This window comes from Vibrio sp. 2-1-2a, from assembly GCF_032648565.1.
GTDB lineage: Bacteria > Pseudomonadota > Gammaproteobacteria > Enterobacterales > Vibrionaceae > Vibrio > Vibrio diabolicus.
This window is the reverse complement of the sequence record NZ_WBOH01000004.1, coordinates 30,275-51,619: the sequence shown is the minus strand read 5'-3', so window position 1 is coordinate 51,619 and position 21,345 is coordinate 30,275. Positions and strand designations below refer to the sequence as shown.

The 21,345-nt window shown below is 44.2% G+C and carries 18 protein-coding genes; 13 read left to right on the top strand and 5 right to left on the bottom strand.

Annotated features, from left to right (window positions below; genetic code table 11):
- The first annotated feature begins 230 nt into the window (after positions 1–230).
- Positions 231–1,565: a cyclic-di-GMP-binding transcriptional regulator VpsR gene (gene vpsR, locus F7Y48_RS12005; protein ID WP_046873964.1), complete on the top strand. Its 1,335-nt coding sequence runs from the start codon at positions 231–233 to the stop codon at positions 1,563–1,565.
- A gap of 529 nt (positions 1,566–2,094) precedes the next feature.
- A complete protein-coding gene (locus F7Y48_RS12000; RefSeq protein WP_005397324.1) occupies positions 2,095–2,346 on the top strand; it encodes a hypothetical protein in 252 nt (83 codons plus the stop codon).
- Positions 2,347–2,480: 134 nt separating this feature from the next.
- Here the strand turns inward: F7Y48_RS12000 and F7Y48_RS11995 are convergent, their stop codons facing one another.
- A complete protein-coding gene (locus tag F7Y48_RS11995) occupies positions 2,481–3,515 on the bottom strand; it encodes an NADP(H)-dependent aldo-keto reductase (protein WP_316684353.1) in 1,035 nt (344 codons plus the stop codon).
- A gap of 154 nt (positions 3,516–3,669) precedes the next feature.
- Here F7Y48_RS11995 and F7Y48_RS11990 point away from each other — a divergent pair, with 154 nt between their 5' ends.
- Complete coding sequence (locus tag F7Y48_RS11990; RefSeq protein ID WP_005397320.1) at positions 3,670–3,981, top strand: DUF6482 family protein; 312 nt, start codon at positions 3,670–3,672, stop codon at positions 3,979–3,981.
- Positions 3,982–3,996: 15 nt separating this feature from the next.
- Here the strand turns inward: F7Y48_RS11990 and mutH are convergent, their stop codons facing one another.
- Positions 3,997–4,677 (bottom strand): DNA mismatch repair endonuclease MutH, encoded by a 681-nt coding sequence (mutH, locus tag F7Y48_RS11985; protein ID WP_237311982.1) that lies wholly within the window; start codon positions 4,675–4,677, stop codon positions 3,997–3,999.
- 619 nt (positions 4,678–5,296) lie between these two features.
- Here mutH and rppH point away from each other — a divergent pair.
- The 5 genes from rppH (at position 5,297) to F7Y48_RS11960 (ending at position 10,635) form a co-directional block, all read left to right on the top strand.
- Positions 5,297–5,818, top strand: coding sequence for an RNA pyrophosphohydrolase (rppH, locus tag F7Y48_RS11980; protein WP_005381953.1), 522 nt, complete (start codon positions 5,297–5,299; stop codon positions 5,816–5,818).
- 2 nt (positions 5,819–5,820) lie between these two features.
- Positions 5,821–8,067 carry a phosphoenolpyruvate--protein phosphotransferase gene (gene ptsP / locus F7Y48_RS11975; protein WP_237309063.1) on the top strand — a complete coding sequence of 749 codons (2,247 nt, stop codon included), beginning with the start codon at positions 5,821–5,823 and terminating at the stop codon, positions 8,065–8,067.
- A gap of 6 nt (positions 8,068–8,073) precedes the next feature.
- Positions 8,074–8,865 carry a sulfite exporter TauE/SafE family protein gene (locus F7Y48_RS11970; RefSeq protein ID WP_006743341.1) on the top strand — a complete coding sequence of 264 codons (792 nt, stop codon included), beginning with the start codon at positions 8,074–8,076 and terminating at the stop codon, positions 8,863–8,865.
- 87 nt (positions 8,866–8,952) lie between these two features.
- Complete coding sequence (gene lgt / locus F7Y48_RS11965; protein ID WP_005381948.1) at positions 8,953–9,774, top strand: prolipoprotein diacylglyceryl transferase; 822 nt, start codon at positions 8,953–8,955, stop codon at positions 9,772–9,774.
- A 9-nt stretch (positions 9,775–9,783) separates the two neighbouring features.
- Positions 9,784–10,635 (top strand): thymidylate synthase, encoded by an 852-nt coding sequence (locus tag F7Y48_RS11960; RefSeq protein WP_104969081.1) that lies wholly within the window; start codon positions 9,784–9,786, stop codon positions 10,633–10,635.
- 70 nt (positions 10,636–10,705) lie between these two features.
- Here F7Y48_RS11960 and F7Y48_RS11955 read toward each other — a convergent pair whose 3' ends face one another.
- Together F7Y48_RS11955 and F7Y48_RS11950 are read right to left on the bottom strand one after the other, a co-directional pair.
- The gene (locus F7Y48_RS11955; RefSeq protein WP_109168802.1) at positions 10,706–11,848 is read right to left on the bottom strand and encodes a flavohemoglobin expression-modulating QEGLA motif protein; all 1,143 of its coding nucleotides are present in this window, start codon (positions 11,846–11,848) and stop codon (positions 10,706–10,708) included.
- Between the two features lie 137 nt (positions 11,849–11,985).
- Positions 11,986–13,131 (bottom strand): Na/Pi symporter, encoded by a 1,146-nt coding sequence (locus F7Y48_RS11950; protein ID WP_031780616.1) that lies wholly within the window; start codon positions 13,129–13,131, stop codon positions 11,986–11,988.
- A gap of 386 nt (positions 13,132–13,517) precedes the next feature.
- Here F7Y48_RS11950 and nhaR point away from each other — a divergent pair, with 386 nt between their 5' ends.
- Positions 13,518–14,408 (top strand): transcriptional activator NhaR, encoded by an 891-nt coding sequence (nhaR, locus tag F7Y48_RS11945; protein WP_005381942.1) that lies wholly within the window; start codon positions 13,518–13,520, stop codon positions 14,406–14,408.
- A gap of 289 nt (positions 14,409–14,697) precedes the next feature.
- Positions 14,698–15,000: an ArsR/SmtB family transcription factor gene (locus F7Y48_RS11940; protein ID WP_005397309.1), complete on the top strand. Its 303-nt coding sequence runs from the start codon at positions 14,698–14,700 to the stop codon at positions 14,998–15,000.
- A 306-nt stretch (positions 15,001–15,306) separates the two neighbouring features.
- Here F7Y48_RS11940 and rpsT read toward each other — a convergent pair whose 3' ends face one another.
- Positions 15,307–15,567, bottom strand: a complete 261-nt coding sequence (gene rpsT, locus F7Y48_RS11935; protein ID WP_005381938.1) for a 30S ribosomal protein S20 — start codon at positions 15,565–15,567, stop codon at positions 15,307–15,309.
- Positions 15,568–15,872: 305 nt separating this feature from the next.
- On the opposite strand from rpsT, the gene murJ reads away from it, so the two are divergent.
- From murJ to ileS, 3 genes are all read left to right on the top strand, one after another.
- Positions 15,873–17,435, top strand: a complete 1,563-nt coding sequence (murJ, locus tag F7Y48_RS11930) for a murein biosynthesis integral membrane protein MurJ (protein ID WP_046873949.1) — start codon at positions 15,873–15,875, stop codon at positions 17,433–17,435.
- Positions 17,436–17,505: 70 nt separating this feature from the next.
- Positions 17,506–18,441 carry a bifunctional riboflavin kinase/FAD synthetase gene (ribF, locus tag F7Y48_RS11925; RefSeq protein ID WP_316684346.1) on the top strand — a complete coding sequence of 312 codons (936 nt, stop codon included), beginning with the start codon at positions 17,506–17,508 and terminating at the stop codon, positions 18,439–18,441.
- A 64-nt stretch (positions 18,442–18,505) separates the two neighbouring features.
- Positions 18,506–21,334 carry an isoleucine--tRNA ligase gene (gene ileS, locus F7Y48_RS11920; RefSeq protein ID WP_268845347.1) on the top strand — a complete coding sequence of 943 codons (2,829 nt, stop codon included), beginning with the start codon at positions 18,506–18,508 and terminating at the stop codon, positions 21,332–21,334.
- The last annotated feature ends 11 nt before the right edge of the window (positions 21,335–21,345 follow it).

The following is a 21,345-nucleotide window of genomic DNA, read 5'->3' as shown; positions in this document are numbered from 1 at the left end:
CAAAAAAACCACCTTCGGGTGGTTTTTTTATGCCTTTTAGTTAAATAAGTTCAAGTTGTTGCATTTGCTTTTTAATAGGATATGCAAATAAACATTCGCCAAATCTCAATCTATTGCATAGTCTTAATACTGAGACAGACGTGGGGGCGCGGAGTCTCGATAATGTTACCCGCTCGCAAAGATAGGTTTGTGGCGCAAAATTTCTATTAACAATGAAAAAGGGTTAGAGAATGGCTGGGCAGTTTAAGATGGATTCCATCCCGGGATCGCTTGTGGTAGTTGGCGGTACTTATGAGCCTTGGTTATCAGTACTTGAGCAAGTGGGCTGGAAGTGTCACCAAGTGGGTGACTTACGCAAAGCTAATACTTTGTTAGAGGATATTGGTCCATGTATCGGTATTGTCGATCTCAGCCATGACGAATTCAGTTTGAACGGTTTGGCGAACTTAGTCAGTTCTCACAAACACGTGCGTTGGTTAGCGTTTATTCGTGAATCTCAGCTTGGCACTGACACCATATGCCAGTTCATTGTTAACTTTTGTATCGACTTTTTCACTGCGCCAATCCCGGATGCCCAGCTTTTAAGCACGATTGGTCACCAGCTTGGTATGCTCAAGTTGGAGAAAAAAGTTTGGCCTAGTTTTGGTAGCAGCTTAGACATGGGGCTGATCGGTGAATCTATCCCGATGAAGCGTTTACGCGATCAAGTAAAGCGAATCGGTCCGACGGACGTCAGTATTCTGATTTCTGGGGAAAGTGGTACAGGTAAAGAAGCGGTTGCTCGCGCTATCCACAAAGTCTCTTCACGTTCTCATAAACCGTTTATGGCAATTAACTGTCGCGCACTCAATGAGCAACGTTTCCAAGCGGAAGTGTTTGGCATTAACGCCGATGAAGATATGGAAGCATGTATGCTCGAACAAGCGGATGGCGGTACGGTGCTGTTTAATGACATTCTTACTATCTCAAAAGAGCAGCAAATGAATCTGCTGAGATTCTTGCAAGAAGGCACCATTGATACCAAAGATGGTGTAAAAGCGGTCAATGTGCGCATCCTTGCGGCTAACTCGTCAGATGTAGAAAAAGCCTTGATTGACGGAGATTTTAATGAAGAGCTTTATCACTACATTAACGTATTACGCATTAATGTCCCGAGCTTAAAAGAGCGCGCGAGCGATATTTCTTTGTTAGCGCGCTACTACTTACAAGAGTTTTCTAAAGAGTATAACTCGCAAGCAAAAAGCTTTTCTGAGGATGCACTCAAGGCACTGACACGTTATTTCTGGCCAGGTAACGTACGTGAGTTGATGAACCAAGTGAAACGAGCGGTTCTGATGTCTGACAGCGTAATGATTGAAGAGCATCACCTAGATTTGCCTCAGCGTAATGACTCAAAGCGTAGTTTGAAATCGATTCGTGAGAAGAGTGAGCGTGACGCGTTACTGGTTGTTTTGGAATCGCATTCTGGTCAAGTTTCGAATGCGGCGAAGGAGCTTGGTGTTTCACGCGCGACGATGTATCGACTACTGAACAAACATAATTTGATTTCTGATCAAGCCATGTAAATTTGTTCTTTCTGAAGTTAAATTGGTGAATGAATATCAGTGAAGGAGCGGCTACAAAGCCGCTCTTTTTGTTTTGTATTCAGTTTGATTTATAAAATCCGTAATTTCATATATTCCCTAGGTGAATATGTTATATAGAAAAGTATATGAAACTGAATTGCGGTGTATTGATTTGTTTTTAATCAAAAAGACAAAAAATGTTTGATATATATTCATCAAAGCTTACAATTTAACCGTAACTCAATGAGTTATACCTTTCATAAACGGATTAATTTTTAGCTAGGAGGCGCAAGATGAAACATTACGTTGTTAACACCACTGCTTGCGCTGATCGTATGCCTATCGCTCCGATGACTCTTAAGTCGGATGATACCAATACCACTGGCTCACAAGATAAAAATTAATCCGTAACCTATCTTATTTATTACTAGGCTGCGGAAAAGTAGCGGCTTAGTATCAACAGAGCGCCTCTGTTCATTTTACGCACTATTTTTCCCAGTCGAATACATCGATAATCGGAGAAAATATTATGCGTCACTCTATTTACCTACAACTGGCAACTTTGCTATTGAAAGCAGACCTTAAACGCGAAGAAAAGCAATGGCAGCGAACCATACGCCGCACTGCTCATGATGTTCCATGGACGAATGTTCATCTATTGAGGGATATTGGTTTAGATAGCGATGGTCGTTCCACACGCGCCAATGTTCCGGATGCAGTAAAAGTTGAACGTCGAGTTCGTCACCTTCGTCGAGTTTTAACGTCGCGAATAATGACGTAATCGTTAGCGTGTTGGACTGACTGAGTTGCTATCGAGTCATTCAACACGCTTAACGTGCGATATGAAGTCATACTTCATTTGATAAACAGCTGACCTTGAAGGTCAGCTGTTTTCGTTTGAGGGGAGCTTTACTGTTAAGGGCAAGGGTTCGAGTAGGTTGTACCAATTGCTTGAATCTCAGTAAGGAGCTCATCGCTTAGTTTTAGATCGATACTGTCGATGTTGGCTTTTAATTGGTCGAGGTTGGTCGCGCCGATAATATTAGATGTTACAAATGGGCGCTGATTGACAAATGCGAGTGCCATTTGTGCAGGATCCAAACCATGCTCTTGGGCTAAATTGACGTAAGCTTCGGTCGCTTTTATCCCCTGAGGAGTAAAGTAGCGCGCAAAACGCTCCCACTTCGTGCATCGAGCACCTTCAGGCTTTGCCCCGTTTAGGTATTTACCACTCAGGCAGCCAAATGCCAGTGGAGAGTAGGCCAGTAGCTGGACACCTTCATAGTGGCTGATTTCAGACAAGCCCACTTCAAAGCTGCGGTTCAATAAGTTATATGGGTTTTGAATCGAGACAATGCGTGGCAAATCATGCTTTTCAGCTAAACGCAGTAATGACATCACACCCCATGGCGTTTCGTTTGATACACCGATGTAGCGTACTTTGCCTGCATTCACTAGCTCAGTCAGCGCTTCCAAGGTTTCAATTAATGTGACTTCTTCTTGTTTGTCTGGGTAAGGGTAGTTGAGTTGACCAAAGCAGTTAGTTTGGCGTTGAGGCCAATGTAATTGGTATAAATCGACATAATCCGTTTGCAGGCGGTTAAGGCTGTCATCAATTGCTGTATGGATGTGGCGACGATTAAGGCTCATGTTGTCTCGGATGTGAGGGACACCACGAGGGCCAGCCACTTTTGTTGCCAGCACAACTTTTTCACGTTTGCCGCTCTTTGCTAACCAATTACCGATGTATTGCTCGGTGAGTCCTTGCGTTTCCGCTTTGGGAGGTACAGGGTACATCTCTGCGGTATCAATGAAATTCACCCCATGATCAAGGGCAAAGTCGAGCTGTTCAAAGGCGTCCTTTTCTGTATTTTGCTCGCCAAACGTCATGGTTCCGAGGCAGATTTTACTGATCTCAAGTGATGAGTGCGGTAGTTTTGTGTATTGCATATCACGTCCTTGAAGAGTTACCGACTAAATAAGTGATTCCAATATAGGGGATTTTTAACCGCTATCGCAAATGATTTACGTATAAAGGAAGACCAAACTCGAAAGCTATACATAGCCTAACTACACTTAAATGATCGTGTAAAGGAGGTACGTTATGCAGAAGCATCAATTGGACATGTGGTTACACGGTCCCCATAAAGATACTTATAAAACTCCCAAAGTATTTGTGATTGGGTGTTCTGATGTCTCTGACTATTTGCTAGCAGTGGAGTACAAGCATCAACTTGAGCCGATTAAAGACGGTGAAGATCCGATACATTTCGGTTCGCTAGATTTGGTGAAAGAAGAGCTGCTGAGGTTAGGGGTAGATAAAGCGTACTTAAGGCTGCACAATGCGTATGACGAATGTGGCACTGAAGAGGCAGCCTCGTACTGTGATATCGAGTTATCGCTCGTGACGCACTAAATGGCGGAAACAACATTACTCAGATGGCGTGCTGATGTAGTGCTTGAGTAAGATCTGCTCAGTAAACTGTGTTCTGAGGTAAAAACCTCGGGGCAGAGTTTTTATCGGCTTGCCATTTGAGCTATATGCTTCGGTGAGGGCTTTTGCATTCGCGGCTTTAGGGCGAAGATGCAGCGCTTCTCCGTGTCTGGCGGAAATTTGATCAAATTTCCCCAAGACGATCATCTCCATTAGCTCTTCCCAGTCGTTTCGTAAAATACGCTCTTCGTCTTCGTCTGGTGACCAAATCAGTGGGCTACCAACACGTCTTTCTGCAAGTGGAATTTCTCGTTCCCCTTCCACTGGTACCCAAAGCACACGAGACAGCTTGTTGCGTACGTGGCTTGTTTCCCATGTAAGACCATGAACACCTGTGAGAGGAGCCACCGAAACAAAGGTTGTTTCCAATGGTTTGCCAGAGTGACTGATCGGAATACTTTTCAGCTCGATCCCTAGCTTAGCGAAATCTTGTTGAGGTTTACTGCCAGCCGGAGCGCCCAAATGCCATTCGAGTAATTGACCCACCCAACCTTTATCACGTTTTAAGTTTTCAGGAACAATCATATTCGCCTCGGCGGCCAACTCAGCAAAACTGAGTCCTGCCATATCATGCGCGCGTTCCAACAGCTCTGCTTCTGTTTGTGGTTCTGGTTTCATAGTCACAAGGTGGTATTACAAAAAATATAGTTTATCAAACTCCGGCCAAATCTACTGTTTAAGATTTCACCGAGGCGGTGTAAGAACGATCAATTCATAACTTATCCACAGGTGAAGGAGGTATTGATAAGATCCTGACGGGGTCTGTATGAATAAACAGGGGTTAAAATGCATTTTTGGGGTTGATTTTGTTGTAATCATCTAAACGAATAGCAGGTGAGTGTGGATAAATAGCCTGTTGGTGGATCTTTGACCGATCTGAGTTTGGTGAAAAGATCATCAAGAAACTGAAGATCGATTTATCGCTATTTTTTAAAATAAAGACTTTTTTATCAATGTGTTGTGTTTGTTTTTTTGTTTCTTTATTTGTTTTGATTGTGATGGGGTTGAACAGAATTACTCATTTGAATTGAATTCTTCACAAAGTTATTCACAGAAAAGGTGAATAAATGTGGGCAATGTCTCACTCTTGTGTTGATAAGGTATGGTTTGATTAAAAGATATCCAAATATGGTGAAAAGGTAATAAATCTTGCTCATATCACATCAGTAAGTTTGCTAGTAATGGGGATATGTGGAAAAATCACGGTAATAAAAAATTTATTCATAGAGGTTAGCCAGTGATAGATGGCGATGGTTACCGACTTAATGTTGGTATTGTGATATGTAATAACCATGGTCAGGTCTTCTGGGCTAAACGATACGGGCAACACTCATGGCAATTTCCACAAGGTGGAATTGACGAAGGTGAAACTCCTGAACAAGCCATGTTCAGGGAGTTATACGAAGAAGTCGGTTTAACGAAAAAAGACGTTAAGATCATTGCAACAAGTCGTCATTGGTTAAGATATAAGCTACCAAAACGATTGGTGCGTTGGGACTCCAAGCCTGTTTGTATCGGCCAAAAACAGAAATGGTTTCTGCTGAGATTAGAATGCGATGAATCTCGTATTAATATGCAACGCGGAAAATCCCCTGAATTTGATGGTTGGCGCTGGGTGAGTTATTGGTATCCAGTTAGGCAAGTTGTTTCTTTCAAGCGAGATGTTTATCGACGAGCGATGAAAGAGTTTGCATCCTTAGCCATGCCTTTTCGAGAGAGAAAAGCGAAAGGGAAAAGAAAAAAGCAACGTAGAGGATAATCATGCTCAGTCAGCTAAGGGAAATAGTTGAGAAAGTCTCCAGGGTCGATGATGTGCATCTGGCACTCGATATATTGGTGAAAGAGACTTGTGCTGCCCTTCGCACTGAGTGCTGTACTATCTATCTTGCTAATGAAGAAATGCAGCGCCTTGAGTTAATGGCAACTCAAGGCCTTATTTTTGAAGGTGATAGTATTCATATCAACTTCAATGAAGGCTTGGTTGGGTTGGTTAAACGAAGCGCAGAGCCACTCAACCTTGCCGAAGCCTCAAAACATCCCGAGTTTAAATTCTTCCCTCAACTCGGTGAACAGATTTACCACTCCTTTTTAGCCACTCCAATCATTCATCGCAAACAAGTTTTAGGTGTGTTGGTGATCCAGCAAAAAACACCGCGCTTGTTCAGTGAAATGGAAGAGTCGTTTCTTGTCACGTTATCCGCTCAGCTAGCAGTGCTTATTGCGCATGCGCAGAATCTTGGGCATTGGCAGTTGGCATCTAAACCCACGGTATTAAAAGGTTTGCCTGCATCTACTGGTGTCGCGATTGGAGAGTTTTGGTTCGACAATACCCAACCGAGTTTATCGGATGTTTTCCCATCGTCCACGTTAGATAAGGAACGTGAGCACGAGACATTGCTGGTGGCGATAGAGCGAGCGTTAAATGATTTTCGCCGTATGCGGAAAAAGCTGGACAGTGAAATCAACAAAGATGCGCTGGCGATCTTCGATCTGTTTACGCACTTACTCAATGACCCGATGCTTCGTGGTGATTTGAAGAAGCAGATTGAAAAAGGAGACAGGGCAGATTGGGCGTTACGCCAAGTGGTAGAATCATACTCGAATCGATTTGCCAGAATGTCGGATGTCTACATGCGCGAGAGAGCGCAAGACATCCGAGAGTTAGGGCAAAGGCTGCTCTATTTTCTACATAACAGTGAGCAAGAAAATTCTGCAATTGATCGTCCCATTATTTTGGTGGCGAGTGAACTCACAGCCACCTTGCTCGCGTCTGTACCTAAAGAGTTTTTGTTAGCTGTCGTATCATTAGAGGGAGGCGCAAACTCTCACGCTGCCATTTTATCTCGAGCTCTTGGGGTCCCTGCAGTCATGGGTGCCAACATTAATCCGGATGTGGTGAATGGCAAACTCGGGATAGTCGACGGCTATACGGGTGAGATCTTCCTAGAGCCAAACCGTCAATTATTGCGAGAGTATCGCAGCTTAGTGAGTGAAGAGTCAGAATTGTTTGCAATGGTAAACAAGGACCTAGCACTCCCAGCGGTTACGCAAGACAATCACCACATCGAAATTATGCTCAATGCGGGGCTCAGTGCAGACAGTAATATTGCCATCAATACAGGTGTTGATGGTGTTGGATTGTACCGAACTGAGATTGCATTTTTACTTCAGCATCACTTTCCGTCGGAAGATGAGCAGTATCATCAATACCAAGCGATACTCAACAGTTATCCGAATCAACGAGTGGTGATGCGCACTTTGGATATTGGTGGTGACAAACCTTTGCCGTATTTGCCCATCGAAGAAGATAATCCGTTTCTAGGCTGGCGTGGCATTCGTTTTACATTAGATCACCCAGATATTTTCTTGATCCAGCTGCGTGCAATGTTAAGGGCGAGTGCAGAAAGCGGTAACTTAAGTATCTTATTGCCAATGGTGTCAGGGGTAAAAGAGCTAGACGATGCCATTAGCTTGATTAACCAAGCTCACAGCGAAGCCGTGTTGCTTGATGATAGAATTCAGTTCCCACAAGTTGGGGTCATGATCGAAGTGCCATCAATGGTGTATTTATTGCCAACGATTGCTCACCGTGTTGATTTTGTTTCTGTCGGGACAAACGATTTAACCCAGTATTTATTAGCGGTAGATAGGAACAATTCGCGCGTAGCGGATGTCTATGAATCTATGCATCCTGCGGTACTACTAGCGCTTAAGCAAATCCATGAGGTGTGTGATAAATATCAGGTGCCCGTGTGTATTTGTGGTGAGCTAGCGGGTGACCCATTTGGCGCTCTTCTCTTACTTGGGTTAGGGTATACCAGTTTGAGTATGAACACCTCCAACGTGGCTAAGGTGAAATATTTGATTCGTCATAGCCAACAAGAAGAATTAGAAAAACTAGCGGAGCAAGCAATGACAAAGTCCTACGGGGAGGACATTCATCAAATGATGCATGACTTCTTCATCCAACAGGGTTTTGCGGGCTTTATCCGTGCAGGTAAAAAGTAGGAAATCGTGACCGTCTCTTTATTTTTGTTATTGTTGGCGCTAGGCGCTTTTGTGGGTGTGATGGCGGGGTTACTCGGTATCGGTGGTGGTTTGATAGTTGTTCCTGCCTTGTTGTATTTGCTTCCTCTTGCTGGAATCTCTCCAGAAATGAGTATGCACATGGCCCTAGCCACTTCGTTAGCGAGTATTATTGTCACGTCAGGCTCATCGGCGATGAATCACCTTAAGCTCGGCAATGTCGATATGTTCGTCGTAAAATGGTTGATGCCAGGTGTGGTTATAGGTGGTTTTGTCGGTGCCAATATTGCTGAGTGGATCCCTACGCACTACTTGCCGAAAGTATTTGGTGTCATTGTTCTTTGCCTGTCAGTACAAATGTTCCGTTCCATTAAAGTTACGAGCAGTAAACCTATGCCGAGCAGCCCGGTGACCGTTGCGTATGGCACGGGGATTGGCGTTGTATCAAGCCTTGCTGGTATTGGTGGTGGTTCACTATCGGTCCCATTTTTAAATAAACACGGGATAGAAATGCGTAAAGCGGTAGGTTCATCTTCCGTTTGTGGTTGCGTGATTGCTATTTCTGGTATGATCGGTTTCATCTTACATGGCTATAAAGTGGAAGGCTTACCTTCATACAGTATTGGCTATGTTTATCTTCCCGCTTTATTAGCGATTGCTATGGCCTCGATGCTCACAACAAAAGTGGGTGCGAAGCTGGCAACTAACCTTCCAACTGCGGTATTAAAAAAGATATTCGCAGTGTTCTTAATGTTTGTTGCAGCGACCATGCTGCTTTAAGTTTGTACCCAAGTCATTCTCGCTGAACCAAGCATCTAGAGGTTACTTGGGTATATTTATTTTGTTGTGATAAGAAGAGAATGATTTATGTCTCAGGGATATATTGAATTTCCCAATATTGATCCGGTTTTAATCTCTATTGGTCCTGTTTCGGTTCGTTGGTACGGTTTGATGTACCTTGTAGGCTTTATGTTTGCTCTATGGTTAGCGAACCGACGTGCGGATAAGCCGGGAAGTGGTTGGACACGAGAGCAGGTTTCTGATTTGTTGTTCGCAGGCTTCCTTGGCGTGGTGATTGGTGGCCGTGTAGGCTACGTGCTTTTCTACAATTTTGAGCTCTTCTTGGCTGACCCTTTGTATCTGTTTAAAGTGTGGACCGGTGGTATGTCTTTCCACGGGGGCTTACTGGGTGTGATTACCGCGATGTTCTGGTATGCACACAAAAACGGGCGAACGTTCTTCGGCGTTGCCGACTTTATCGCGCCGCTTGTGCCATTTGGTTTGGGTATGGGGCGTTTAGGTAACTTCATGAACAGCGAATTGTGGGGCCGAGTAACGGATGTGCCTTGGGCGATCGTTTTCCCAAATGGTGGTCCACTGCCACGTCATCCATCGCAGCTTTATGAAATGGCGCTTGAAGGTATCGTACTTTTCTTCATCTTGAATTGGTTCATCAAGAAACCTCGTCCTCTAGGTTCTGTTTCAGGACTCTTTCTTGCGGGTTACGGAACCTTCCGTTTCCTAGTAGAATACGTGCGCGAACCAGACGCTCATTTGGGGTTATTCGGTGGCTTTATTTCCATGGGACAGATTTTATCCCTGCCAATGGTGGTTATCGGTGTCCTCATGATGGTTTGGGCATACAAACGTGGTCATTACAAAGACGAATTACCACAAAAGACGAAGTAAGGTATTGGTGTGAAACAGTATTTAGATTTGTGTCAACGCATCGTTGACCAAGGTGTTTGGGTTGAAAATGAGCGTACAGGCAAGCGCTGCCTGACCGTAATCAACGCGGATTTAACCTACGATGTTGCGAACAATCAATTTCCGTTGGTCACCACACGTAAAAGTTTTTGGAAAGCGGCCGTTGCAGAGCTACTAGGGTATATTCGTGGTTACGATAATGCGGAAGATTTTCGTAAGCTGGGCACGAAAACCTGGGATGCCAATGCCAACCTAAATGATGCTTGGTTAAATAATCCATATCGTAAGGGCGAAGACGACATGGGCCGTGTCTACGGTGTCCAAGGGCGCGCATGGGCGAAGCCTGATGGCGGGCATGTTGACCAATTACGCAAGATAGTGGATGACTTAACGCGTAGTGTTGATGATCGCGGTGAAATCTTGAACTTCTACAACCCGGGTGAATTCCACATGGGGTGCTTGCGTCCTTGCATGTATAGCCACCATTTTTCATTGCTGGATGATACGCTTTACCTGAACAGTACTCAGCGTTCGTGTGATGTACCGCTTGGCTTAAACTTCAATATGGTTCAAGTTTACGTATTCTTGGCGATCATGGCGCAAATCACGGGCAAGAAACCTGGTCAGGCATTTCATAAGATTGTGAATGCGCACATTTATGAAGATCAGCTTGAACTGATGCGTGATGTTCAGTTGAAACGTGAACCATTAAAAGCGCCGACGTTCCACATCAATCCAGAGATTAAATCTCTAGAAGATCTGGAAACATGGGTCACACTGGATGACTTTTGGGTTGAAGGGTATGAGCATCACGACCCTATTCGTTACCCATTCTCAGTGTAACCAGTATTGTTCTTCAAGATATGAAAAAAGCTCCAAATGGAGCTTTTTTGCTTTTTGTACTTTGAAGGTATTACTTGAGTGCACTGACAATATAGCGGTGAATAGGGTTGGTCTGCATCGGTGCAGACAGTGCCGGGCTAATAAACTTGGGTTGGGTGAATATTTGCTTGCTCACTAATGAGCGGATAAGCTCAAAATACTTCAGTTCTGTTTTTCCACATAGCAACAATGAAAAGTCATCGCCCAGTTTATCGTAGGCATTGAGCACCTCTCGGAACCCCCTTAGATACAAGTAATCCTTCGTTAAACCGCCTCCTCGATACACACGAGCAGTCGTTGTAAATGCTTGAAGGTCAGACGTTTTATACTGTTCTTTTAATAGCATGAACGTATGGCGGAAATCGCGATCCTTGATCATCGACTCTACCGCCAGGACTCGTAAGGCTAAGGTTCTTAGGCGTTTGATACTGAAATGTCCTGACAGATATTCACACAATATAGCCAGCCCTTCTTGGGTGTTTGTATTAGCTGGGCACCCTAAGCTCAGGACCTTTAGTGGTTGTTGACGACCGTTAAGCGTAGTAAGAAGGTGTACACCCATTTCATGATGTGCGAGAGCTTCTAACTCATCGGTCGTGATGTATGCTGCGTGGTTAATTTTGACTCGAGATCCCGAAACGAGTGCGTTTGCTAACATCCCATCCAACACCTGTATTTCACATTCATATCCATTACGTTGAGCAAAGTTTTGCATGAAGTGTGCTATCGCGCGGCTATCATGCTGCGGTTTGCTCTCTTCTTCCGTGGGAAGGTGTAAAATGAAATGGGCGTTGGCAATATCTTTGGCGCTCGGCTCTCCGTAATAGCGCAAGGAGTTATAAAGAAACTCTTGTGTACCGATAGTATTCACTTGATCCAATTTATCTGCGTAAGACTGAATCACATCCGCGTACAGCTTTTGTAATTGGGTGTCTTGAATATTTTCTAAAGGCAGTTCATACAGACGTCGCTTTGCGCTGTGAGTATCTAGATTGGTAGTTGAGTATTGGAAGTTAGGCTCTTGAGAGTATTTGTTCTTAATAAAGCGCTCTCTTTCCTGAGCATAATTGAGAGGATTCACGCTACTGAGGATATCAATATCAGCAACCAGTTGAGTTAGGTTTTCGTCTATTGCGAGTAGCTGATCAGAAATAGTGCCATTAAGCTGCGTCATGTTGTCGACTCCAAATGAGGTAGCCCAGCATAAGTATGCAAATTATCACCAGACAACGAATTTGAACAGCGTCATTAACGCAAAAAAGGCCCCACAATGTGGAGCCTAAACAATAAGCGATGGTATGTAAGTTATTGTTATGTCGTTAGGGCTAAGATCGCGCCTGGTAAAATAACGAATACAGACATTAGGTAGCCACCGACAACAGCTTTGTTCTTGATAGCCATTTCAGAAATCATCTCAGCGCCTTTCACTGGAATTTCACGTAGGAACGGAATACCAAAGATAAACAGTGTTGCCATGATATTAAATACTAGGTGTACCAGAGCGATTTGAAGCGCGAATACCGCAAACTCACCCGATACGGCTGTTGCTGCTAGTAGCGCCGTAATACAAGTACCAATGTTTGCACCTAGCGTGAATGGGTAAATATCACGAACTTTAAGAACGCCTGTACCCACAAGTGGAACCATCAAGCTAGTTGTTGTTGATGAAGATTGTACCAACACAGTCACGATTGAACCCGATACAATACCGTGAATAGGGCCACGACCAATCGCGTTTTTCAAAATTTCACGTGCACGGCCAACCATTAGGCTCTTCATTAGCTTACCCATTACCGTAATTGCAACGAAGATTGTCGCAATACCCAAAACGATAAGCATGATGCCACCAACAGTATCACCGAATGTTGAAAGTGGCTCTTTAATTGCACCCACAACTGGTTTTGTTATTGGCTTAATGAAGTTGAAGCCTTTAATGCTCATATCGCCAGTAGCAAGTAGTGGAGAAACAAGCCAATGAGAAACTTTCTCTAAAATGCCGAACATCATTTCCAACGGAAGGAAAATAGCAACAGCAAGTAAGTTGAAGAAGTCGTGAATAGTTGCGCTTGCAAATGCACGTTTGAACTCTTCTTTACAACGTACGTGACCAAGAGAAACAAGCGTATTAGTCACTGTGGTACCAATATTGGCACCCATCACCATTGGAATCGCGGTTTCTACTGGTAAGCCACCTGCAACTAAACCTACAATAATAGACGTTACAGTGCTTGAGGACTGAATTAAGGCTGTTGCCACCAAGCCGATCATTAGACCTGCAACAGGGTGAGCGGCAAACTCAAATAGCACCTTAGCTTGATCGCCAGTTGCCCATTTGAAGCCACTACCAACCATAGATACTGCTAGAAGAAGCAGATACAACATGAATGCCAAGTTAGCCCAGCGTAACCAACGAGCAGTGCTCGAAATTGGCGCCACTGTTGAAGTAGCTTGGTTCATCATAATTTTCTCCGTTGACCTTTCAGTTCATTTTTCGGTCTGTAGTTGAAACTGCGGGCGATGTTAGAGAACAAATATTTCAGTAATATTACAGATTTCTTGCTGTGAGTAATTTTTATTGTTCTTTTTGATACTGGTGTGAGCAGGGAAAATTGATGGTTTTTAACCCTTTGAATTTAATGAATAAATTTGACTTTTGTTTTGTGTGGTTTTTGCGTTTTCTTTAGAAAGAAAATGCGCCTCAGTTCAACTTTTATGACAGTGTTAATTTTATATATTCGGTAAAACTTATGTTTTTGTAATGTATTGTATGGTTTTGTCGAGTTTATTGTTTGTCTCTGTCACATTTGGTATAAAAAGCATCACTTTCTTTTCGGGACTTGATCATGTCACATCTAAACTACAACCATCTATATTATTTCTGGATGGTGTGCAAACAGGGCTCTGTAACTAAAGCGGCCGATGCGCTTTTCCTAACACCGCAAACCGTGACAGGGCAGATTAAAGCGCTTGAAGAACGCATGAAAGGAAAGTTAACCAAACGAAATGGTCGTACAGTTGAGCCAACTGAGTTAGGGCAACTTGTTTTTAAGTACGCCGACCGAATGTTTGGTTTGAGTTATGAGATGTTAGATATCGTCAATTACAGTCAGCACTCGAACATTCTGTTTGAAGTTGGCGTAGCCGATGCGTTATCTAAGCGCTTGGTCAGTAAAGTACTAATGACGACTGTCCCGGAAGATAACAGTATTCATTTACGCTGTTATGAGTCAACCCACGAATTGCTACTTGAACGACTGTCTCAGCACAAGCTGGATATGATCCTCTCGGATTGTCCCGTTGACTCAACTCAAAGCCCTGGCCTTTATAGCAAAAAGCTAGGTGAGAGCAGTATGAGCTTTTTCGCCTCTTCTGAAATTGAAAATGTGCGTTTTCCTGAGATTCTGGAACAGAAAAAGCTTTTGATTCCTGCAAGCCGAACAGCAATGGGGCGTAAGGTTATTCAGTGGTTTGATCGTCAAGGTCTTCAGCCTAATGTGTTGGGAGAATTTGATGATGTCGCGTTGATGAAGGCTTTCGCACGGTACCACGATGATGTGATTTTCTTAGCGCCGACCGTATACATGTCGGAGATTGAGGACGACCGAAATCTACAGCTAATTGGTCATGTCGATGGGTTAAAAGAAGAGTACTACGTGATTTTTGCGGAACGAATGATCCAACACCCAGCGGTAAAAAATGTTTGTGATGCTGATTTCAGTCAAATGTTTGAGTAAACCCGTATCGTTGCGCAAATAAATAGATTACTATCAATAAAAATATAATTCTAAATAATACCTAAGTAACTCAAGATACTTGTTTTAGTGAGCAAAACTATTAATTATTGATGGCGCATCAATTCTCCACTTTGGTGGATAATATTGGTGTATCACTAACAACTAAATTAGAGGTTCTAATAATGAAGACTCTGGAAGTGTATCTTGATTTTCTTAGATATATAAATCAGTGCAACACAACAAGCTGGCCAGGGTTGGAATAAGTAAGTTGTAGCTAGAGGTCCAACACATGAATCTACAAGAAATGGAGCAGAACTCCGCAAAAGCCGTCGTGTTGCTCAAAGCGATGGCAAACGAGAGACGCCTACAAATCCTTTGTATGCTGCATAACCAAGAGCTGTCCGTGGGAGAGCTGTGTGCAAAGTTAGAGCTAAGCCAGTCGGCATTATCTCAGCATCTTGCTTGGCTTCGCCGTGATGAGCTAGTCACGACAAGGAAAGAAGCACAAACCGTGTACTACACATTAAAGAGTGATGAAGTGAAAGCGTTAATAAAAACACTGCATAGTCTTTATTGTGCTGAAAGCGCTTAGCGTTAATTACATATACCTAATATATCGTTCATTTTAGGCTGTGAATCTAACTCGTTGGAATATTTGAGAGTGGCGTTAAACTTTTGATGGTAGAGTTGCTGCGCATCGACCAATTTGCTTTGTTCTCAAGTGTTTTATTGGTGCTTTCCAGTTTGAGCTTTATAAGGTAAATAAGCTGATGCCTTTGAATAGGCGTGCAGAAAAAAGAAAAGCTGGCATTGCCAGCTTTTTTATTAAGAAAATTTTGTAGATATAAAAAAACCGACACAAGGTCGGTTTTTTCTTCACTGTAAAACCAGGACTCTATTAAAGAGCTTTGATTTGTGCAGCGAAACGAGACTTATGGCGAGCTGCTTTATTCTTGTGAATAAGGCCTTTAGTTGCCATGCGGTCTAGGATAGGTGTAACTACAGCGAATGCAGCAGTTGCAGCTTCTTTGTCGCCTGCTTCGATAGCAGCAACAGTTTTCTTCATGTAAGTACGCATCATTGAGCGACGGCTAGCATTGTGCTGACGACGTTTCTCAGCTTGGATAGCGCGCTTCTTAGCAGATTTACTATTTGCCAAGGGTCTAACTCCCAAAAACTTAGTTCTGTGACAATTTAAGGGCGAGGAATATCCCTCATTTGCGCTTAAATGTCAAATGATTTGTGCAAAAACCGATCTAAGCCAAAACAAATTTTGGTAAGAGAGGTTATCGCGGTTAAGATGGCGGGGATTCTAACAGCATTTTTATACCAATGCTAATAATTATCCGCGAAAGGCACACTTATTCCTTACAACCCGCGGATAGATTTTTGACGTCTATTTACAGCACCTGTCAGAGAAACAGTATAGGGTTAGCTGTCTTATGGTGATATTCCGAGGTTACAGTGAGTAAACGACTACTCAAGTCTGGCATGATCGTCAGTGCTATGACATTTATTTCCCGCGTTCTTGGCCTAGTTCGTGATGTTGTAGTGGCAAATTTAATGGGGGCAGGAGCAAGCGCAGACGTCTTTTTCTTCGCCAATAAAATTCCTAATTTTTTACGACGTTTGTTTGCTGAAGGGGCTTTTTCCCAAGCGTTTGTACCTGTTTTAACGGAAAGCCATGCTCAAGGCGACATGGATAAAACTCGGGAACTGATTGCTAGAGCGGCGGGTACGTTAGGGGTGATAGTCTCTATTGTTACCATTTTAGGTGTCCTAGGCTCCGGCGTGGTCACTGCAGTGTTTGGTTTTGGTTGGTTCCTTGACTGGATGCATGGTGGCCCGGCTGCAGCAAAGTTTGAGCTTGCTAGCGTGATGCTCAAAATCACCTTTCCCTATTTATGGTTCATTACCTTTGTCGCTCTATCGGGCGCTATCCTCAATACATTAGGTAAATTTGCTGTCTCCTCCTTTACCCCTGTTTTCCTCAATGTGATGATTATTTTGGCGGCGTGGTTTATCTCGCCGCAAATGGAAATGCCAGAAATAGGGCTTTCCATTGGTGTTTTCTTAGGTGGTTTGGTCCAGTTCTTATTCCAAATTCCCTTCCTTATTAAAGCAGGCGTCATGGTTAAGCCAAAATGGGGCTGGCGCGATCCGGGTGTAGTGAAAATCCGTACTTTGATGATCCCCGCTTTATTTGGTGTATCGGTCAGTCAGATTAACCTGTTGTTTGATACGTTCATCGCCAGTTTTTTGCAAACCGGTTCGATCAGCTGGCTATATTACTCAGACCGCTTATTGGAATTTCCTTTAGGTCTGTTTGGTATTGCGATTGCGACTGTGATTTTACCCGCGCTTTCACGTAAACACGTTGACGCACAAAGTGAAGGCTTCGCGCAAACCATGGATTGGGGGGTGCGCATGGTGATCTTGCTAGGCCTTCCTGCAATGCTTGGTCTGATGGTACTGGCAAAACCTATGCTCATGGTTCTGTTTATGCGAGGTGAATTTTCTCCTCAAGACGTACATCAAGCATCATTGTCGCTCTTTGCCTACGCTTCAGGTTTGTTGAACTTCATGTTGATCAAGGTGCTCGCGCCAGGTTATTACTCGCGTCAAGATACTAAAACGCCAGTAAAGTACGGCATCATTGCGATGGTGACCAACATGGTGTTTAACGCAATTTTTGCGTACTTTTATGGTTACGTTGGTTTGGCTATCGCGACGGCACTTTCGGCGTTTGTGAATATGGCATTGCTGTATCGTGGTCTACATATCGCAGGGGTATACCAAATCACCAAACGAACCGTCTTCTTTATTATACGTTTGGTTATTGCAGGTGCGGCGATGGTGGCTGCGATCTTATGGCAATTGGAAGACATGTCAGTGTGGCTAGATTGGAGCTTTGCTCACCGCAGCGGTGTACTAGGAATGTTGATCGGTCTAGGAGCCGTGGTTTACCTAGTGGTTCTATTTTTAACTGGAGCACGCTTAAAAGACCTAAAAGCTGGGACAGACTAAGGGTGATTAGTATATAATCCGTCAGTTTCACACAGTGTAAAGTAAAAACAGAGGCAGAAAGCAGTATCCAATGGAACTGATTAGAGGCATTCACAATATCACCCCGCGACATCATGGTTGCGTGCTGACTATTGGCAATTTCGATGGTGTCCATAAAGGCCATCAACAAGTATTGCAGCAAGTGTCTGAGCAAGCGGACAGGCTATCATTGCCTTCTGTTGTGATGACCTTTGAACCTCAGCCGATGGAGCTGTTTGCCAAAGACAAGGCACCTGCACGGTTGACGCGATTACGCGATAAGTTCGTGCAATTGAGTAAGCTCGATATTGATCGCTTGCTCTGCGTCAATTTCAATCGTCATTTTGCAAGTTTAACCGCGGAAGAGTTTATCCGTGACTTGTTGGTCGAGCGTTTGGGTGTTAAGTTTCTTGTCGTTGGTGATGATTTCTGCTTTGGCAAAGGCCGAACTGGCAACTTTGCAATGCTGCAGGAAGCAGGGGAAAAGTACGGTTTTGATGTCGTGAGTACCCAGAGCTTTTGTTTACAACAATTACGTGTCAGCAGTACGGCTATCCGTCAAGTGCTGGCGCGTGACGATTTGCATTCCGCGCAACAGATGCTGGGAAGAAACTACAGCATCAGCGGTCGTGTTTCTCACGGAAGAAAGCTGGGAAGAACGATAGGTTTTCCTACTGCGAATATTCCTTTGAAACGCTGTGTTTCTCCGGTTTCCGGAGTCTATGTTGTTCAAGCGCTTGGCTTAGGAAATAAGCCAATTGGTGGTGTCGCTAATATTGGTCAAAGACCGACTGTCAATGGCGCTCGCCAGCAGTTAGAAGTACACTTATTCGACTTTCATGCCAATTTATATGGCAAGCAACTAGAAGTGGAACTTTTGCATAAACTTCGAGATGAGCAAAAGTTTGAGTCGTTTGAAGCACTTAAACAACAAATCGAATTGGATGCTGAAGCAGCAAGGGTGTGGCTGCGTCAGCTTAAGCGTTGAGCGGTTTATTCCACCGTTCAACATAATGTCTAATTTTCGCCCAATATAACGGAATTAAGAATCGATGAGTGAGTATAAAGATACCCTGAACTTACCTGAAACAGGGTTTCCAATGCGCGGCAATCTGGCCAATCGTGAGCCAGAAATGCTTAAGCGTTGGTACAAAGAAGATCTTTACGGTGAAATCCGTAAAGCTAAGAAAGGCAAAAAGTCATTCGTATTGCACGATGGCCCTCCTTACGCAAATGGTGACATTCATATTGGTCACGCACTAAACAAGATTCTTAAAGACATTATTATTAAATCCAAAACACTTTCAGGTTTTGACGCACCTTACATTCCTGGCTGGGACTGCCACGGTCTACCTATTGAATTAATGGTAGAGAAAAAAGTAGGCAAGCCAGGCCAAAAAGTGACGGCAGCAGAATTCCGCGAGAAATGTCGTGAATACGCAGCAGGTCAGGTTGAAGGTCAGAAAGAGAGCTTCAAACGCCTTGGTATCATGGGTGAGTGGGACAAGCCATACCGCACTATGGATTTCGCAACTGAAGCGAACATTATTCGTGCTCTTGGTAAGATCGCAAGCAATGGTCACCTGCTAAAAGGTTTCAAACCTGTTCACTGGTGTACAGACTGTGGTTCTGCTCTTGCTGAAGCGGAAGTAGAATACAAAGATAAAGTATCGCCATCTATCGACGTTCGTTTTAAAGCGGCTGACGAAGCTGCGCTTCTGTCTAAGTTTGAGCTGACTGAAGGCCATGAAGGTAAAGGCGATATCTCTATTGTCATCTGGACGACAACTCCTTGGACGCTTCCTGCGAACCGTGCTGTGTGTCTACGTGATGACCTTGAGTACGTGCTTATCCAAGTTGAAGGCGAGCAACCTGAACGTATCATCGTTGCAGCTGAACTAGCGAAAGACGTTATGGACCGTGCTGGTATCGAGCACTTCCACAACCTTGGTTTTGCTAAAGGCGCGGCTCTAGAGCTTTCTCAATTCCAACACCCATTCTACGATTTCACTGTACCGGCGATCCTAGGTGATCACGTTACGACTGATTCAGGTACTGGTGTTGTTCACACTGCACCTGGTCACGGTCAAGAAGACTTCGCGGTTGGTAACAAGTACAACCTAGAAGTAGCAAACCCAGTTGGTTCAAACGGTGTTTACCTACCAGACACTGAGCTATTTGCTGGTCAGCACGTATTTAAAGCGAACGATGCGGTAGTAGAAGTACTGAAAGAAAAAGGTGCGCTACTACACCACCACGCTTACGAGCACAGCTACCCACACTGTTGGCGTCATAAGACTCCAATCATCTTCCGTGCTACGCCTCAATGGTTCGTATCTATGGACCAAGCTGGCCTACGTGCTAAAGCACTAGAGTCAATCAAGAACGTAGAGTGGATGCCTGAGTGGGGTCAAAGCCGCATCGAAGGTATGATCGAAGGTCGCCCTGAGTGGTGTATCTCTCGTCAACGTACTTGGGGTGTGCCAATTGCTCTGTTTGTTCATAAAGAAACAGCAGAACTTCATCCAAACACGCTAGAGCTGATCGAGAAAGTCGCTAAGCTGGTTGAAGAGAAAGGCATCCAAGCATGGTGGGATGTAGATGCCGCTGAACTACTAGGTGCTGACGCTGACCAATACGAAAAAGTACTCGATACGCTAGACGTATGGTTCGATTCAGGTGTCACTCACTTCTCCGTTGTTGATGCTCGTGAAGAGTACAACGGCAACAGTGCAGACCTATACCTAGAAGGTTCTGACCAACACCGTGGTTGGTTCCAGTCTTCTCTAATTTCATCTATCGCGATGAAAGACGAAGCGCCTTACAAACAAGTACTGACACACGGTTTCGTGGTTGATGGTCAGGGTCGTAAGATGTCTAAATCTATCGGTAACGTGGTTGCGCCAAAAGACGTAACTAACAAGCTAGGTGCTGACATTCTTCGTCTATGGGTTGCTTCAACAGACTACACTGGTGAAGTTGCGGTTTCGGATGAAATCCTAAAACGTAGCGCAGATGCTTACCGTCGTATCCGTAACACAGCGCGTTTCTTCCTTGCTAACCTAAGCGGCTTCAACCCTGAAACAGACATCGTTCCTGTTGAAGAGATGGTTGCGCTAGATCGCTGGGCAGTTGGTCGTGCGCTAGCAGCACAAGAAGAGATTGTTAAAGCATACGAAGAGTACAACACACACGGTGTGACTCAGCGTCTAATGCAATTCTGTTCGATCGAAATGGGCTCTTTCTACCTAGACGTAATTAAAGACCGTCAGTACACAGCAAAACGTGGCGGCAACGCTCAACGTAGCTGTCAGACTGCGCTTTACTACATTGTTGAAGCGCTAGTTCGTTGGATGGCGCCTATCATGTCGTTCACTGCCGATGAAATCTGGAACGAAATGCCAGGCGAGCGCGACAAGTTCGTATTCACTGGTGAGTGGTTCGACGGTTTATTCGGCCTTGCTGAAGGTGAAGAGCTGAACAATGAATTCTGGGCTGAGATCCAAGCGGTTCGTGGTGCAGTAAACAAACTTCTAGAAGATGCGCGTAAAGAGAAAACCATCGGTGGTGCACTACAAGCTGAAGTGACTCTATTTGCTGATGACGCTTTAGCGGCGAAGATCAACAAACTTGAAGATGAACTGCGCTTTGTTCTACTAACCTCTGCGGCGAAAGTTAAGCCTCTAGGTGAGAAGACTGATGCAGCACAAGCCACGGATATCGAAGGCTTGTTTGTTGAAGTAGCAGCAGCTGAAGGCGAGAAGTGTGATCGTTGTTGGCACCACACGCCAGACGTAGGCACAATTGAAGGTCACGAGAAAATCTGTGGTCGTTGTGTGTCTAACGTAGAAGGCGAAGGTGAAGTACGTAAATTCGCGTAATTACCTAGAAC

Excerpts from the sequence above, each read along its gene's own strand:
- F7Y48_RS11995 (WP_316684353.1), bottom strand. The coding sequence starts at position 3,515 with ATGCAATACACAAAACTACCGCACTCATCACTTGAGATCAGTAAAATC.
- ribF (WP_316684346.1), top strand. The coding sequence starts at position 17,506 with ATGGAACTGATTAGAGGCATTCACAATATCACCCCGCGACATCATGGT.
- F7Y48_RS11950 (WP_031780616.1), bottom strand. The coding sequence starts at position 13,131 with ATGAACCAAGCTACTTCAACAGTGGCGCCAATTTCGAGCACTGCTCGT.
- lgt (WP_005381948.1), top strand. The coding sequence starts at position 8,953 with ATGTCTCAGGGATATATTGAATTTCCCAATATTGATCCGGTTTTAATC.
- vpsR (WP_046873964.1), top strand. The coding sequence starts at position 231 with ATGGCTGGGCAGTTTAAGATGGATTCCATCCCGGGATCGCTTGTGGTA.
- ileS (WP_268845347.1), top strand. The coding sequence starts at position 18,506 with ATGAGTGAGTATAAAGATACCCTGAACTTACCTGAAACAGGGTTTCCA.
- mutH (WP_237311982.1), bottom strand. The coding sequence starts at position 4,677 with ATGAAACCAGAACCACAAACAGAAGCAGAGCTGTTGGAACGCGCGCAT.
- nhaR (WP_005381942.1), top strand. The coding sequence starts at position 13,518 with ATGTCACATCTAAACTACAACCATCTATATTATTTCTGGATGGTGTGC.
- F7Y48_RS12000 (WP_005397324.1), top strand. The coding sequence starts at position 2,095 with ATGCGTCACTCTATTTACCTACAACTGGCAACTTTGCTATTGAAAGCA.
- F7Y48_RS11955 (WP_109168802.1), bottom strand. The coding sequence starts at position 11,848 with ATGACGCAGCTTAATGGCACTATTTCTGATCAGCTACTCGCAATAGAC.
- ptsP (WP_237309063.1), top strand. The coding sequence starts at position 5,821 with ATGCTCAGTCAGCTAAGGGAAATAGTTGAGAAAGTCTCCAGGGTCGAT.
- F7Y48_RS11940 (WP_005397309.1), top strand. The coding sequence starts at position 14,698 with ATGAATCTACAAGAAATGGAGCAGAACTCCGCAAAAGCCGTCGTGTTG.
- F7Y48_RS11990 (WP_005397320.1), top strand. The coding sequence starts at position 3,670 with ATGCAGAAGCATCAATTGGACATGTGGTTACACGGTCCCCATAAAGAT.